Consider the following 15880-nt stretch of genomic DNA (forward strand, 5'->3'; position numbering starts at 1 on the left):
TTATGCTGAATGATCCGGCCTCCACTAAAATGGACAAATCGAAAATCCCTTCGGTTTGTCCATCTTTATTTTCGGAAAAACCCACGGCTGGTAAGTATATCATGGCCTAAGCTACCGTTCTCGTTTTATACTTATTCCTGTATTCAACAGGTGTTGACCCGGTAATCTTTTTAAATACCATCCTGAATGTTTTCAGGTCATTATAACCAACACTATACGTAACGGCAGCAATATTCATTTCGCCGGCTTCAAATGCTTTCTTGGCAGCTTCTACTTTTACCCTGTGAATAAATTCTATCGGATTCAGCGAGGTGGCACTTTTAAACCGGCGGATAAAGTTCCGTTTGCTCATATTTACCTGCCTGGCAATCTGATCTACGGAGATATCAAAATTAAATTTCTTCTCAATAAAGCTCTGCGCAATATGTATTTCATCGTCATTGTGCATGCGCTGTCCTGAAAAAACAGTGAAGATGCTTTGTGACGTCCGCCCATAGTCCAGGGCGTAGTATTTGCTTAATTCTACCGCTATCTCTTTCCCACACTCTTTTTCTATGAAATACAACAGGGCATTTAATGCCGAAAAGCCCCCGCCACCAGTAATAATAGCTTTAGAATGGGTAACAACATGATCGGGTTTAAAATCTATTAACGGGTATCTTTTCTGCAGGTCTTCGATAGCACCCCAGTGGGATGTAGCAGGCATGCCATCCAACAGGCCGCATTCAGCCACAAAATAGGCGCCGGTACAAAGACTGATAATCCGCGCTTTCACCTGATATTTCTCTTTTATCCAATCAATCAGGATGTTGTTCCTGGAAAACATTGAGTCGATGTCCTGCGGTTCCGAGCTCATTGGAGGGATCACAATAATATCTGTATCAAAGTCGTCAGATATGGTCTTGCTGCACTGAAACTGTATGGGAAGACTTAGCTGTACATTCCTGAGATGTACCCCTACCAGCTCTATCTGAAAAGGAACAGGCATGCCTTTTCTTACAGCCACTTCATTGGCACTCGTTAATAACGCTACAGTGGTAGAAGCCGCCGATAACAGGACATCTTCATATATTATAACTGAAATATGTTTCATCCTATCTAAATATGGTGCATTCAAAATATAGGAAAAAAATGGCACAAAATCCACCCCTTAATGTCATTTTTGAGTAGTGACCCTGTTTTAGCACCGCGATACCTTTACATCAGAAAACAACAAGGATATGAAAACGATATTTGACAATGCAACAAGAGAAGAATTGATTGGCAGGATCAATTCCCTTACAAAGAACAATACAGCCCAATGGGGCAAAATGAATGTTTACCAGATGACCAAACATTGTACAACATGGAACAACTGGATCCTGGGAAATAGCCGGTATGTTTATAAACAGGAATTCCTGGGAAAGATCTTCGGAAAAATGGCGTTGAAAGGTATGGTAAAAAGCGATGCGCCCATGAAAAAAAATATGCCGGCCGGCATATTCGCTATAAAAGCAAAAAACGGCGATTTTGAACAGGAAAAAAAGACCTGGGTGGAACAGATTGCGCAATACGGACACTACTCAAATCCGGATTTTATTCACGACTTCTTTGGTAAGATGAAGGTGGACGAAATTGGCATCTTTGTGTATAAACATTTCGACCATCACCTGCGGCAGTTTAATGTATAGCACTCATCATTTCAATGAAAGACGGTCACTGTTTAATGTTCAATTCCCCCAACCCCGGCCAGGATTCAATGTTGAAGTTGGCCACTGCAAAATTGCTATGGTTTTATATCTGTACGCTTCTGGAAAAACCTGTCAAATTTTTATAAATTTGCCATAAACAGATGAAATGGAAGATTACGTAATCGTTGTGAATCATATCGAAGAACTACAATCAATTCAGGACCGCCAGAAATTGGAACAGATATTTGAAAAAGCCAAACGAACCATCGTTGGAGGCCAGAATGTAATACTGGTGAGAGAAGAGCGTAACGGCAGACAGGAAAAATTTGAGACATTTTCCAATGAACAGGATTTTGAAGCATACAGGAAGCAGGTCTTCCGGTTTCTCTGAATTGATTTATAATCGGCAAATTATCAAACAGATTACCCGATTTATACCCTTTAAACCTGAATGATAATGACTTCCCGTCATTATCATTCAAACATCCACCAACCATCTTTTTTTGACAATTGTCATTATTTCAGCTAACTTAAATCCAGCTAAAACCAGTTGGAATGAACGGAAACAGCTCATCGAATCTGTATTGCGTTTATAACATGCTCCACTTTATTGAGAAGAACTACGACCAGGAGGTTTCAATAAAGCAGCTGGAAGAAGTTTCCCATTACTCCTACCGGAATATTCAACGGATTTTCAAATACACCTGTGGGGAAACCATCGGCGCTTATCAGAAAAGACTCCGGGTAGAAAATGCATATAAGCTGATGCTTTACACGAAAGAAAACATCACGTCTATCGCCCTTCAGGTTGGGTTTGCCAACCTGGCCTCATTCTCCAAAGCTTTTAAACAACACTTCCACTGCTCTCCCAAAGAAGCAAAACTGAACAAAACACTGTTATTCAGCGAAGCTGGCATAGCCCCCGTTGAATCCGGCGTTGTATTACAACCTGAAATCATTTATCTTCCTCCATTGAAGGTATATTATGAAAGTGCCTTTATATCCTATGAAAATTCAGAGATTGAATTGCTATGGGAGCGATTTATGAAAAATGAGTTTCCTGATGCAGGAACTGCCTATTTTGGTGTGATAGCGGATGATCCTTTAATAACGGAAGAACTGAATTGCAGATACGATGTATGTACGTCGGAACAGGCGATAAATAAACAGCTCCCCTCAAAAGTGATAATGGGTGGCCGGTACGCCCAATTTATTCATACGGGCACATATGAAACGATAGAAGAAACATACAAAAATATTTATTCAGGCTGGATGCTGGAATCAGATCTGGAGTTTGCCCCTACACCCATTATTGAAAGGTACTTAAAACACGTTGACAATAGCGATACTAAAGAAGATCAGCTGACAAGCATATTGCTACCTCTTAAATGAGATTGTCAATTTTGGACAACATTGCTCTTTCACTGTAACCTAGTTTTGCTGTATTATTTAACACAGCATAATTATTAAATCATGTGCAAAATGGGAAATCTGCTCTTGCTTCTACCTACACTGTTATTTTCATGTACGAAAGAAATAGCTACTCCGGTTCCGGGTGATACCGGCATTGTATATACCATGCCGGAAGAATCCGCTCCTCATGAAGGTACCTGGCTTCAATGGCCACACGAATATCAGTATGGCAAAACATTCCGCAACCGGCTGGATGCCACCTGGATAGCTATGACGAAGGAATTAAGACAAGGTGAAAAAGTTCATATCATCGCCTACGATCAAACGGAACAGGAACGAATCACGGCGCTGCTGGAACAGGAAAACGTGCCATTATCGAATATCGACTTCAGCATCTACCCCACAGATGATGTATGGGTTAGGGACAACGGCCCTATCTATGTAAAAGATAAACACGGACAACTTTTTATTGAAGATTGGGGATTTAATGGCTGGGGACGGAAAGCAGCTTATGATAACTGCAATGCCATACCTGCAAAGATTGCCGCTGATCGGCACATACAAAAAATCAATCTCAATAGCGTCATGGTAAATGAAGGAGGCAGCGTTGAAATTGATGGGAAAGGCGTTTTAATGGCTTGCAAAAGTTCCGTTTTAAATGAAAACCGGAACCCAGGCATGACACAACAGCAGGCAGAAGAAATATTCACCAAATATCTGGGTATCAGGAAGGTCATCTGGCTGGAGGGAAAGGCCGGGCTGGAAATAACGGATATGCACATTGATGGATTTGCCAGATTTGCCAATGCCTCAACGATCATAACAATGAACAACGATGATTTGGATTATTGGCAGGTCCCCCAGGATGATATCAATACATTATATGCCGCCACCAATAGTCAGTCTCTTAACTACAAATTTGTAAAAGTACCGCTTACCCAAAATGAAGTAGTAACCACCTACGGAAAAAACCTGGGCAAAGCTTCCTATATCAATTATTACATCGCCAATAACAGTGTGCTGGTACCCAATTACAATGACCCTAATGATGCAGTGGCCATGAATATTATTCAACAGCTGTATCCGGGTAAAAAAGTCGTTGGAATTGACTGTCGTAACCTGTTTGCCAATGGAGGAATGGTTCATTGTGTTACCCAGCAGCAGCCACGATAGTAAATCAGGACATACGATCAGGGGAAATACATTTAGGGCATTTAAAATGGACAAATCGAAATTGATTTCGGTTTGTCCATTCTCATTTTTGGGAAAATGTGTGGTTTACTTTTTCAGCATGGTATTACCATTCCCTTCAATTGTACTCAAATCCGGATTTGAGCAGGCTGTAACAGGCCACGAAGCCAATTTTACCCTAAATTGACATCCATGAAAAAAATCATCCTGATGAAATTTACGGTGTTCCTTTTGTTCACGACGCTATGCTTTTCCGATTCAATTTTTGCGCAGATCCAACGGCGGCAATTTATTAAAAGCGCCGATTCCCTGATCTCTCTCAGACTGCCGGATATTGCGCCGGGTGCCGTTGTGTTGGTAGCTGAGAAAGACAAGGTAATTTATAAAAAGGCTTTCGGTCAGTCAGATATCAAAAGCGGGAAAGCGATGAAAACAACGGACATCTTCAGGATCGGTTCTGTTGGGAAACAGTTTACGGCCGTGGCAATCCTCCAGCTGATAGAACAGGGAAAGCTTGGACTGAATGACAGTATACAACGTTTCGTGCCGGATTATCCCTGGAAAGGACATACCATCACGATCGCTCATCTGCTCAGTCAGACCTCTGGGATCAGGAATTACCTGGAACTGGAAACGGATGCAAAACCCGAAGACATCAACCATTATAGCCCGAAACAGGTCATAGATGTTTTCAAGAAAGAGCCGCTGCTGTTTGTACCAGGAACTACGTTCCAGTATAGTAACTCCAATTATTTCCTGCTGGGATACATGATAGAAAAAGTCAGCGGGCTTCCCTATAAAGACTACCTGCTTGAACAGTTGATCACGAAGGCCGGATTAAAATCCACGTTTTACATTGATCCCGAACGACCAGATTCCAGGCGGCCTACCCCCTACTCCAGGTTCAACGGGAAACTGGAAGATGCTGAACTTCAACCGGTCAACCTTACTTATGGTGCAGGTGCGCTGGAATCAACTGCAGATGATCTGCTAAATTGGCATCAGGCATTATACAGTGGCAAACTAATCAAGCCGGAAACTTTGAAGCTGGCAGTTACCGCTTATAAGCTGGCAGACGGCAGCGACTCAGAATATGGCCTGGGCTGGTTTATCAAAAAACTGGATGGAGCCCCCACTTTGGAACACAGTGGCTCTACTGACGGATATCAAACGGATATAGTTTACCTCCCCACGCAGGATATTTATGTGGTCACCCTGTTCAATTGTTATGAATCAGATATGGATTGGCAGGTACTCACCAATGACCTGTCCAGGCTGGCGATGGGGAAAAGCATTACTGCTGTGGTACAACTGACAGTAGAACAGCTCAAACCTTTTACCGGTACTTATGAAGTTTTTGCAGGAACAGTGAATCACCAGATCCGGATAACCCTGGAGGGAATTACACTGTTTGCGGAGGCCCTCAATCCCAACGACAGGCTACCTAAAGTAGCATTGTATGCGGAGAAGGAGAATAAATTCTATATGAAGGAAGCCCCTCTCAGGTTTGAGTTCGTGAAAGACGAAGCGACAGGAATATATAAACTGGTCACCTACAATAACAGGGGGAAAGATGCAGAATGGAAGAAGCTTTAAGCAGCCACCTTACAATTCGTGTTTTATTCCTATCTTCCGGCTACTTGTTTTTTCACCCATTGCGCTAATTGCAAAAAAATGTTCAGAAACCATTCGAAATGGCTTGTAGTAGTCACCCTTATTTATGCGATGCTGATTAGTTGTGGCGGACTCGCATCTACCAAACAACCCACGCAGCAGTTACCGCCTTCTATAGAGCTAAGGGCGCTTTATTCCGGAGCCGATGTGAATACTGTATTAAATTCAGTTGCTATTCCATTGAAAGAGTCCATCTTTCAGCATGTTGAAAACATGGATCATATGAACTATACGGCCAGTAGTGATGGTTCATTGGTGATGACCGTTTACTTTAAACCTGGTACAAATCCGGACCCGGCGGCACTGAAAATCTCAAATCTCGCTGCTGTACTAACCGGCCAATTGCCTGCACAGATGACCGGTTCTGGCATCATCGTCTCCAGGCAAGAGGGCCCCATAGTGATGGCGATTGATCTGTACTCGGAAAAAGATGGACCTTACGACGATACCTTCCTGGCTAAATATGCCGCTATGAATATTATTCCTGATCTGCAACGGACTCCCGGCGTCAGTCAACTGCTTACTGCTGACCACCATAAAGACTCACTGATGCGTATCTGCCTAAACAAACAACAGATGAGCACTTTTAATTTAACGTTGCAGGAAGTATTAGCCGCTATTCCTGCAAAGCAACTGGAAGCAGTAACAGGGGTATTATTCAAGGATGGCAAACAGCCTTTTGATTATATCATTAAATGCAAAAGTGAACATCATCAACCTGTTCCTTACCGGGATATGAAGATTCGTAAGAATGCCGATACTGTATTGCGGTTAAAGGACCTGGCGGCGAAAATGGAATTGGGTCCTTATACTCATGGAAACTTTACCCATATAAGAGGTGATCAACCTGGTGTCAGTATGATAGTCATGCAGCGGGCTGATTCAAATAATGAAGAAATACAGGCAGCTATTAAAAATTTGATGGAAATAGTTTCAAAGAATCTTCCAACCGGCATAAAATATTCGATATTATATAACCCAAAAGACTCCCTGTATATTTCAGCGGAGTAGGTGATATTTTTACAGGAGATGACGTTGATATGGCGCCATCTCCTGTAGGCTATTCTATTTATGTTCAGAAAAACCGGATACCACAGGCGGCAAAGAATGCTGTTACCTGTAACAAATAAAGGAGGAGTTACTATAATTTACAGTAATCTTTTTATTCTTCTTATAAAAGTATAATCACCGGTAATCTCATCTTCAAAATTCATTTCTTCATCAAGGATATTCACATCTCTGTAATAGGTAGCTGTGCTCAGGTAACCGATCTCCAATCCGCCACCACCACAAATGTTGCAACCACCATCCCCGGCTTTTAAAAACCATTTGCTATCCATCATGATCTCATAGTGATAGGGATTATTAGCGATCACTATGCCGAAATGATTATAGGTATCTAAAAAATAGGGCGCATTACTATCATGCTCTGCTGCAAAATGATGATATTTTTTCGTGCGATCCAGATCATCTCCCCAGGGGTACATGGTGCGGGAACCACCACCACATAAATACTCCCACTCATCCTCAGTGGGCAAACGGAAGCCGGTATCAACGATATTCTTTACCAGCGCATCATAAGAAGAAGATTCATACAGGAATGCTTTGATCTCTTCTCCATTTTTCTCAAGGCGAAAACTGTCATTTACGGTATACTTATATTTTTCTTTTGGAGTGCTACGCAAGTCCACCAGGGCTTTTTCAAAATAATCATCCGCCAGTAATCGTTCATCATCCATGGCCACCGGAAAGTAACCTGTTTCCTGCACATGGCGCTCTACGATCATCGGGCCTATAGTAACTGTTCGTACAGGCGACAGGCGTTCCCGTATATAGGCATCCACTTCGGTTACCTCTATTCCTGTTAATGCGGCGATGTTTTTTTTGTTTTCAGCTGCCGTTGTGTAATGATCCAGACCAAGGGTGACCGTGTCACCCGGAACAAAAACAAATTCGCGCCCCATATACTCCAATACTGCGGTAAATGTGCTTTGATTAAACTTATTGAATTGTTCAAAATATTTGATCGTAAATCCAGGCAATTGTGTTGCTATCAAAAAAGATAAAATTGCTTTCGCTTCCATTTCCGCGAGCGAATTCCAACTTTTACGTTGGTATATGCGGGTTATATCCATGATGTAGTTTACGTTGATAATACCAGGCGAAAATACACCATCTGTATTAAATTTTCCTTTTCTGCATCTGCTCTTATATCCTGTACATCACTATTGAGTAAGTTGTATAGACATCAGGAGTTGCGTACTACTCTTCTTCCACTGTTTCTTTTGCCTGCTCACTCTTTCCAAACTTCCGGGGAAACCACGACACTGTCGCCATAAAATACTGTTGCAGCACATTTGCCGTACCATAGGTCAGTGTGTTGTTATATCCGTAATTGATAATGCTGGTATTCTGGTGCAACAAATCCATGGCAGATAATTTCAACTCAAAATTATTTCCTTTCATAAAGCGATAGGCAGCATTGGCATTCCAGATGGCATAATTAATACCACCTGAACCCGTGGAGGTATTGCGGTTAAAATTCACGTTACTGCTAACGGAGAGCCGCCGGGTACAATTAACGCTGGCGCTGAATGCTGTCACATAGGTACGGTTGCTGAGATCATTGCCTTCAATTCCGTGTCGCCTGGATTTATACCAGTTAAAACCCTGGTTGAAGCTGGCATTAAAAATATCCTTATAGGAATAATAAACGCGGAGATTATTATTGCTGTTAATATTATCTGATTTGTTCCACACACCGCCAATACTATTAGGGGTACGGCTAAAATTGTCAAAAATATTCACACTGAGTTGCAGCTGATGCTTCCTTAACTTAAATGCTTTGTTCAGGTTACCGGATATACTCAAAAACTGATGGCCATCTGCATTCACCACATAATAACTGCTGCGCCCTTCTTTATCTGTCATACTGCTATCTGCAAAACTATTATTAACGATGCCGGCAGACACACTCCCGTTGTAGTTGAAATCTCTGTTTGTTCTCACCGTATAATGGCTCATGCTGAACGTCAATACTCTTTTTTCAGCAGGCTTCAGGGTAGCATTCCCATTTCGTATGTAATACAGATTGGAGCTATCCACCAGTGGCGCCAGCTGAAAAACAGCCGGATAATCATTGGTAGCAGCAAAATTCAGACTATAGGTGTCATAGAAATCACCATATTGATTGTTTTGATACCTGATGCCGGCATTCGGTACAAACTTCAGATAACTACGACTGAGGTTTTGAAAAGCATGATCAGAATAGTTTTGCAGCTGGTAAAATTGTGCCTGCGCACTGGCATCTATGGTAACCGTTTTGTTATAACGATTCTCCAGCCCTTTATTGAAGGTCCGGCTGAAATTCAATGCCGGTTTTTCGTTTATCGTAGTATACCTGCTATCGTTGGTTAAATACTGGTTTAGTACATAATTATCCTTTGCAGGATCCTTATCCCTGACTTCATTCTTTTCCCCATGTGTATTTACATCCAGGTTATTTTGCAGCTGAATACTCAACCGGGATAAGTTACCAGTAAACATCCAGGGGGATAAATCACCCCATTTCAGCGACAGGTGTTGTTTGGTATCATTGCTACTGGTATTATAACGCCGGTCAAACAATTTATTTTGTGCAGGATTGGCGATGGAATTAAATGTTGTTTGTTGCCACCGGTCGTTGTTGCTGTTGGCGGCAATAAAGGAATAATTAATTTCATAATCGCGCGGCCGCCGGCTTTCATACATCCTGGACTGGTGTGATGTACCAATTTCCAGGGTCAAATTTTTCCCGTCACTGTTATTATCATTCACGGACTGATTAGTACTCTGCAGCACCCGGGCAGTGTTAAACACGCTACTTTCATTACGGCTGTTACTTTGGGTAGTGTTACTGTTGAAGGCGGCACCGACGTAAAAGCGGTTATTATCCTGACGCTTGTCATACCTCGACTGGAAGTGCTGAGCGGTGTTGTTAATCCGGATATTGCTCCGATCATCCCGTATCAGGCTGCTGTCACCGCCGAGCGAGGTAACTGTTTGGGTGTTACGCACCTGGTCATTGATATTATTCTTCAGAAAATAACTCGCATTCAGGCGATTCTCTTTATTATAATCCCGATCTGGTATAAAGTCATGCTGAAACACAAATCCACCCGATTGGGGCCGGCTAATGCCCTGCATCGAGAAATCTGACTGGTACTCCGTCCCGGCCCCTACTCCTTTAAAAGTGCTGTTACGCAGCAGCTCGTTGGCGTCTGCGGCGTCTTTGTTAATGTTATTGCTGGCAGCCACAAATCCGATCTGGGTCTTTGGTGAAAAAAAGTTAATGCTGGCATCTGCCTCATAACGTTCCCGGGAACCATAGCCTGCAGACACTTTTCCAAAGTGCCCCATCCGCTTATTCGCTTTCAGCTTGATATTCACTTCCGTAACGGAATCCAGCGGATTGTCCCGGTTCTTGTTTTGCTGATACACCTGAATTTTATCTACCGCATCTTTGGGAATATTCTGTGTCGCCACGCGCTTATCACCGCCGAAAAAAGGTTTGCCATCCACCAATACACTGCGTACTTCCTTGCCGTTGACAGTAATGGTACCATCGCCCCAAAAGGTTACGCCGGGTAGTACCCGCAGCAGATCTTCTGTTTGCGCAATGGGATCCAACCGGAAAGCATCAGCATTAAATTCCAGGGTGTCACCATTCATTTGCACCGGTGGTACTGCTATTACCTCAATGCCTTTCAAGCTGTTTTCTCCACGTTCCAGGTTGAGTTGCTTCAAGTCGATCTCATTACCACTGATCGTAAATTTCTTCGCCAAACTCTGATAGCCCATATAGCTGACTACAATTCTTAACGACTGGTTTACCGGCAAATCTTTAAAATGAAACTCCCCGAAGTTGTCGGACAACTGGTAACTGATCAGACTTGAATCTTTCACCAGGTACACCGCCAGCGTAGCTGCTGGTAAAGCGTAGTTATGAACGGAATCCCGTACCATCCCATTGGCAGCAGCTTTCCAGGTACTATCTTTTTTTTGTGAGAAGACAACAGCAGCAGTGCATATTAAAATAAACAGTAGTAACAGTCGTTTCATTATCCTATAAATTGTCGTTGGGTGTTAGCTGAGTAATCACAGGATTGCGTTTACGATGCTGTGTGGTAAAGTAGCGGGTTAAAGTATCATTGTATACAGGTGACCTGTCTGCGGTCCTCACCTGGGAAAATCCGGTCATAGAAAAAGAGATAAAACAGGGAAACAGGGAAGATACTTTGCGCATCTAAATATTTTACATAGATTCAAAAATTCGAGGCAAACAGCACTGCATAGGGCTTATCACGATGATCAACTTTTCATGTAAGACATTTGCGATGCTCTTGTGCTTAAATGTAATTTATAATTTCAATTTTTTTTTTAGAATTCCGGAGATGAATACTTTAACGGACCTAAAAAGCTGCCGCAGGCGGTAGCAAGTTGACATCATCCACTTTCTATTGCATATTTCATTAATTTTAATTTTCCAGGTGATCCTGATAAGTTCCCCACTTTAAATGATGGTGATATGAAAGAGAACAAATACGATGATCCGGCCTTCTTCGAAAGTTATAGCCAGATGCCCCGCTCCGTAGATGGATTGAATGCCGCGGGTGAATGGCAAACTTTTCGTGCCATGCTACCGGACCTGCGCAATAAAAAGTACTGGACCTGGGTTGTGGCTTCGGATGGCATTGCCGGTATGCGCGCGAACAACAGGCGGCTGCTGTGGTGGGTGTAGATATTTCCGAAAAAATGCTGGAACGCGCCAGGAATACGACCCATGATCCGGCAATCACTTATATACAACAAGCCATAGAGGATATTGATTTTACAGCAGACTCCTTTGATGTAGTCATTAGTTCCCTGGCATTACATTATGTGGCCGCATATGAGGTGGTTTGCCACAAAGTATATGACTGCCTGAAATCCGGCGGCACCTTTGCGCTTTCTGTGGAACACCCTGTTTTCACTGCCAATGCCGCGCAGGACTGGTACTACGATGCACAAGGCACACGGCTGCACTGGCCGGTAGATCGTTATCAGGCGGAAGGATTAAGGAAGACAAGGTTCCTGGATACCGATGTGATCAAATACCACCGCACGGTAGCAACCCTGCTAAATACGCTGCTGGCAGTGGGTTTCAGTATCCGTCATATCTCAGAACCCCAGCCCTCCCCCGAAATAATAGAGCAATACCCCGAAATGCGGGACGAAACACGCCGCCCTATTTTCCTGATGATGTCGGTGGTGAAACCCTGAGTCAACGAAATCCTTACCAGATACAATGCTGTAAGGCACTCAGCCTTTTCACCAAAAATAAATTTGCCAGTTTAATACCAAATGGTATATTTTTGTACCGGCAAAGATCATAGGATATGAACAAAGCAGAGAAAACAAAACAGTTTATTGTGGAGATGACGGCGCCTGTGTTCAATGAAAAGGGCTATACCGGCACTTCTTTGAATGACATGACGAATGCTACCGGCTTAACCAAAGGTAGTATCTATGGCAACTTCGCCAATAAGGATGAAGTGGCCCTGGCCGCCTTTGATCACAACATCAGGAAAGTAGGCGTGATCATCCGGCAGGAAATGGACAAAAAGACTACCTGCAAGGATAAGTTAATGGTATATGTGCATGTGTATGAAAACTTCCTGAAACATCCGTTTCCTGTAGGTGGCTGTCCTATTCTTAACACCGCCATCGAAGCAGATGATACCCATCCTTTATTAAAACAGAAAGCAGTCGATGCCGTATATAACTGGAAAGGTATTATCACCGACCTGATTGAAAAAGGTATGCAGCAGGGAGAATTCAGTAAACATACAAATGTGGAACAAACGGCCCTCACCATGATCGCTATGATTGAAGGCTGTATTATGATCACCAAGTTAACAGGCAAAATGAATTACCGGAAAGCCATTATGCAGTCCGTGGAAAAAATCATCAACGAGTTATAATCAAAATTTTTTCTCTATAAATATACCAATTGGTATAAAACAAAAACTAATAAAATGAAAACATCCGGAAATACGGTGCTGATCACCGGCGGCAGTGCAGGCATAGGCCTGGCGATAGCGAGATTATTATCTCAGCAAAACAATAAAGTAATTATTACCGGCAGAACCCCGGAAAGACTGGCAGAAGCGGCCCGGCAGATACCTGGTGTGACCACCATCGTCAGCGATGTCAGCAACGGACAGGACGTAGCGAAACTGGTAAAGACCCTGGAACAGGATTTCCCTGAACTGAATATGGTGATCAATAACGCCGGCAAAGCGCATGCTTACGAATTGTCCGCCACCGCCAATGCCGCGGATAAAGCAACGGAAGAAATGGTGACAAATTATTTGGCAGTGATCCGGCTCACAGAACAGCTGCTGCCTTTACTCCTCCGTCAACAGGAAGCTGCCATTGTAAACGTGACCTCTATTGTAGTATTTGCACCATCCGCACGCATTTCTACTTACTCCGCCACTAAAGCGGCATTACATTCCTACACACAGTCGCTGCGCCACAGTATAGCACCACTGCATGTGTTTGACCTGATGCCACCACTGGTAAATACTGAATTCTCAGAGGGAATCGGCGGTGCTAATGGCATTCCTCCACAACAGGTAGCGGAAGAATTCTTTACAGCACTCGGCAAAAATCAATATGAAATTCATGTAGGCAATACAGAAGATATCTATCAGCTGATGTTGACTTCTCCTGATGCTGCTTTTGCGGCGATGAATGGCGGCGGCGTAACAGCTTAAAAAAATTTCCTTTAAAATATACCAATTGGTATATTAAAATACAATAATGAAACGGACAGTATTGATCCTGGCGGTTATTACAGCGGCCATCATGGAGCTGATAGACACTTCTATTGTAAATGTGGCATTATCGCATATGAGCGGTAACCTGGGCTCCACCCTGGAAGATACCTCCTGGGTCATTACTGCCTACGCCATCGCCAACGTTATTATCATCCCTATCACGGGCTTTCTGGCGGGCAAACTGGGCAGACGCAATTATTACATTGGCTCCATTATCGCCTTCACCTTCTTTTCGATGATGTGCGGACAAGCCAGCAACATATGGGTACTGGTGATCTTCCGCTTCCTGCAGGGCATAGGCGGCGGCGCACTCCTATCCGTATCCCAGGTAATTATATTTGAACAGTTCCCTAAAGAAAAACGTAATGTGGCCAGCGCGCTCTTTGGAGTGGGCGTGTTTATTGGTCCTACCATAGGACCTACCCTTGGCGGTTACATCACAGAGTTCTATTCCTGGCCCTGGATATTTTACATCAATATTCCCATTGGTATAGTAGTCGCATCTATCTGCTATGTACTGTTACGCGAACCCGGCGAAGCAGGGCCCGATCGTAAAATCGACTGGACAGGTATCCTCCTGCTGGCAGTAGGTGTGAGCGCTTTGCAAACCGTACTGGAACGCGGCGAAACAGACGACTGGTTTGAAGCGCCCTATATCACCTGGCTCGCAGTAATAGCTACTTTCTCTATTATACTCTTCATCTGGTGGGAACTCCGGATCAAATACCCGGTTGTGAATCTGCGGGTACTAAAAAGCAGGAATCTCAGCATCGCTGCCATCCTTACGTTCGTATCCGGCATGGGCATTTTCAGCTCTGTATTCCTGACACCCGTATTTGCGCAGCGACTTCTCAATTTCACACCCCTGCAAACAGGTATGTTGCTGCTACCCGGCGCCTGTCTGGCGATAGGTGGACTTATCATCTCCGCGCGGCTGCTGCAACGCGGCGTATCACCGGTATTCCTGATTGTGGCTGGCATGGGCTTATTTGTGCTGTTCAGCTGGCAAATGTCACAGCTTAATCAAAACGCCAGCGCCGCTGATATTACGGTATCTCTCATCTGGCGCGGCGTTGGACTGGCGCTCGTAACCGTGCCGTTAACTACACTGGCCGTATCTTCTTTATCAGCAGCAGATATCCCCCAGGGCGCTGCACTCAATAACATGATGCGGCAGCTGGGCGGCTCCTTCGGCATCGCCATGGTCAATACCTATCTCGCTAACCGCAACGCCCAGCACCGCTCCGACCTGGTCAGCAATTTGCAGACAGATAATCCTGCTTTAACCACCCGGCTAACCGGATACACACATTTCTTCTTAAATAAAGGCGCCACCGTTACTGATGCACATGACAAGGCATTAAAACTACTCGATAACACCGTTATCCGCCAAACCACCATCTTAAGTTTCAGTGACGCATTTCTATTGGTAGGCATCATATTCCTCGCAGCATTGCCCTTGCTCTTCATTGCGTCGACCAAACAAAAGGCAGCCGCTAATGTAGTGGTACTGGATCACTGATTTTTCTACTGCAGCAGGAGCGCATGATAAGTGCCGTGCATCACAAAAGCATTATCTTAGTACAAAAAAAAATGCATCGGCTATTCTACCTCACCCTGTTTATCATGATTCCTGCATTTGTGCATGCACAAACACCCACAGATGCGATCAAAGCGTCCATCAATCAACTCTTTACCGCCATGCGGAACGCAGACAGCGTGGCTATCAAAGCTTGTTTTGCACCAGGTGCCCGGCTGCAATCTGTATCCAAAGACAAACCCCTGCAAACAATAGCCATCGATGAATTTGCAGGCCACATTGGTCAACTTCCCCCGAATGCGGCAGACGAACGGATTGTGTTTGATCAGATTCATATAGATGGCACACTGGCATCCGTATGGACTCCTTATCGCTTTTATTTTAAACAACAGTTTAACCATTGCGGCGTAAACTCCTTTCAAATGGTACAATTGGATGGCGTATGGAAAATACAGTACGTGATTGATACCAGGCGCAAAGATGATTGCGCAGAAGAACCCGGTAAATAATTTAAACACCGGTATATAAAT

The 15880-nt window shown here is 43.7% G+C and carries 16 protein-coding genes; 12 read left to right on the forward strand and 4 right to left on the reverse strand.

Annotation, left to right across the window (positions count from 1 at the left end):
* Positions 1-106 precede the first annotated feature (106 nt).
* The gene (locus AB4Z08_RS14750) at positions 107-1093 is read right to left on the reverse strand and encodes a GlxA family transcriptional regulator (protein ID WP_441574515.1); all 987 of its coding nucleotides are present in this window, start codon (positions 1091-1093) and stop codon (positions 107-109) included.
* Positions 1094-1220: 127 nt separating this feature from the next.
* Here AB4Z08_RS14750 and AB4Z08_RS14755 point away from each other — a divergent pair, with 127 nt between their 5' ends.
* From AB4Z08_RS14755 to AB4Z08_RS14780, 6 genes are all read left to right on the forward strand, one after another.
* The gene (locus AB4Z08_RS14755; RefSeq protein ID WP_441574516.1) at positions 1221-1670 is read left to right on the forward strand and encodes a DUF1569 domain-containing protein; all 450 of its coding nucleotides are present in this window, start codon (positions 1221-1223) and stop codon (positions 1668-1670) included.
* 166 nt (positions 1671-1836) lie between these two features.
* On the forward strand, positions 1837-2061 hold the full coding sequence (locus AB4Z08_RS14760; RefSeq protein ID WP_441574517.1) for a hypothetical protein: 225 nt from the start codon (positions 1837-1839) through the stop codon (positions 2059-2061).
* Positions 2062-2225: 164 nt separating this feature from the next.
* The gene (locus tag AB4Z08_RS14765; RefSeq protein ID WP_441574518.1) at positions 2226-3062 is read left to right on the forward strand and encodes an AraC family transcriptional regulator; all 837 of its coding nucleotides are present in this window, start codon (positions 2226-2228) and stop codon (positions 3060-3062) included.
* A 90-nt stretch (positions 3063-3152) separates the two neighbouring features.
* Complete coding sequence (locus tag AB4Z08_RS14770) at positions 3153-4256, forward strand: agmatine deiminase family protein (RefSeq protein WP_441574519.1); 1104 nt, start codon at positions 3153-3155, stop codon at positions 4254-4256.
* Between the two features lie 210 nt (positions 4257-4466).
* Positions 4467-5870, forward strand: a complete 1404-nt coding sequence (locus AB4Z08_RS14775) for a serine hydrolase domain-containing protein (RefSeq protein WP_441574520.1) — start codon at positions 4467-4469, stop codon at positions 5868-5870.
* Between the two features lie 78 nt (positions 5871-5948).
* Positions 5949-6959 (forward strand): efflux RND transporter permease subunit, encoded by a 1011-nt coding sequence (locus AB4Z08_RS14780; protein ID WP_441574521.1) that lies wholly within the window; start codon positions 5949-5951, stop codon positions 6957-6959.
* Positions 6960-7096: 137 nt separating this feature from the next.
* Here AB4Z08_RS14780 and AB4Z08_RS14785 read toward each other — a convergent pair whose 3' ends face one another.
* From AB4Z08_RS14785 to AB4Z08_RS14795, 3 genes are all read right to left on the reverse strand, one after another.
* Positions 7097-8083 (reverse strand): SUMF1/EgtB/PvdO family nonheme iron enzyme, encoded by a 987-nt coding sequence (locus AB4Z08_RS14785; RefSeq protein WP_441574522.1) that lies wholly within the window; start codon positions 8081-8083, stop codon positions 7097-7099.
* A gap of 127 nt (positions 8084-8210) precedes the next feature.
* A complete protein-coding gene (locus AB4Z08_RS14790) occupies positions 8211-11048 on the reverse strand; it encodes a hypothetical protein (RefSeq protein WP_441574523.1) in 2838 nt (945 codons plus the stop codon).
* A 4-nt stretch (positions 11049-11052) separates the two neighbouring features.
* Positions 11053-11232 carry a hypothetical protein gene (locus AB4Z08_RS14795; protein ID WP_441574524.1) on the reverse strand — a complete coding sequence of 60 codons (180 nt, stop codon included), beginning with the start codon at positions 11230-11232 and terminating at the stop codon, positions 11053-11055.
* A gap of 282 nt (positions 11233-11514) precedes the next feature.
* On the opposite strand from AB4Z08_RS14795, the gene AB4Z08_RS14800 reads away from it, so the two are divergent.
* From AB4Z08_RS14800 to AB4Z08_RS14825, 6 genes are all read left to right on the forward strand, one after another.
* Complete coding sequence (locus AB4Z08_RS14800; RefSeq protein ID WP_441574525.1) at positions 11515-11727, forward strand: hypothetical protein; 213 nt, start codon at positions 11515-11517, stop codon at positions 11725-11727.
* Positions 11658-12248: a class I SAM-dependent methyltransferase gene (locus AB4Z08_RS14805; RefSeq protein WP_441574638.1), complete on the forward strand. Its 591-nt coding sequence runs from the start codon at positions 11658-11660 to the stop codon at positions 12246-12248. Before AB4Z08_RS14800 ends, AB4Z08_RS14805 begins: the two co-directional genes overlap by 70 nt.
* Before the next feature lie 116 nt (positions 12249-12364).
* Positions 12365-12949 (forward strand): TetR/AcrR family transcriptional regulator, encoded by a 585-nt coding sequence (locus AB4Z08_RS14810; protein WP_441574526.1) that lies wholly within the window; start codon positions 12365-12367, stop codon positions 12947-12949.
* A gap of 54 nt (positions 12950-13003) precedes the next feature.
* The gene (locus AB4Z08_RS14815; RefSeq protein ID WP_441574527.1) at positions 13004-13747 is read left to right on the forward strand and encodes an SDR family oxidoreductase; all 744 of its coding nucleotides are present in this window, start codon (positions 13004-13006) and stop codon (positions 13745-13747) included.
* A 46-nt stretch (positions 13748-13793) separates the two neighbouring features.
* Positions 13794-15332 carry a DHA2 family efflux MFS transporter permease subunit gene (locus AB4Z08_RS14820; RefSeq protein ID WP_441574528.1) on the forward strand — a complete coding sequence of 513 codons (1539 nt, stop codon included), beginning with the start codon at positions 13794-13796 and terminating at the stop codon, positions 15330-15332.
* A 71-nt stretch (positions 15333-15403) separates the two neighbouring features.
* A complete protein-coding gene (locus tag AB4Z08_RS14825; RefSeq protein WP_441574529.1) occupies positions 15404-15859 on the forward strand; it encodes a nuclear transport factor 2 family protein in 456 nt (151 codons plus the stop codon).
* The last annotated feature ends 21 nt before the right edge of the window (positions 15860-15880 follow it).

The sequence above is a fragment of the Chitinophaga sp. RAB17 genome, assembly GCF_052114225.1.
GTDB lineage: Bacteria > Bacteroidota > Bacteroidia > Chitinophagales > Chitinophagaceae > Chitinophaga.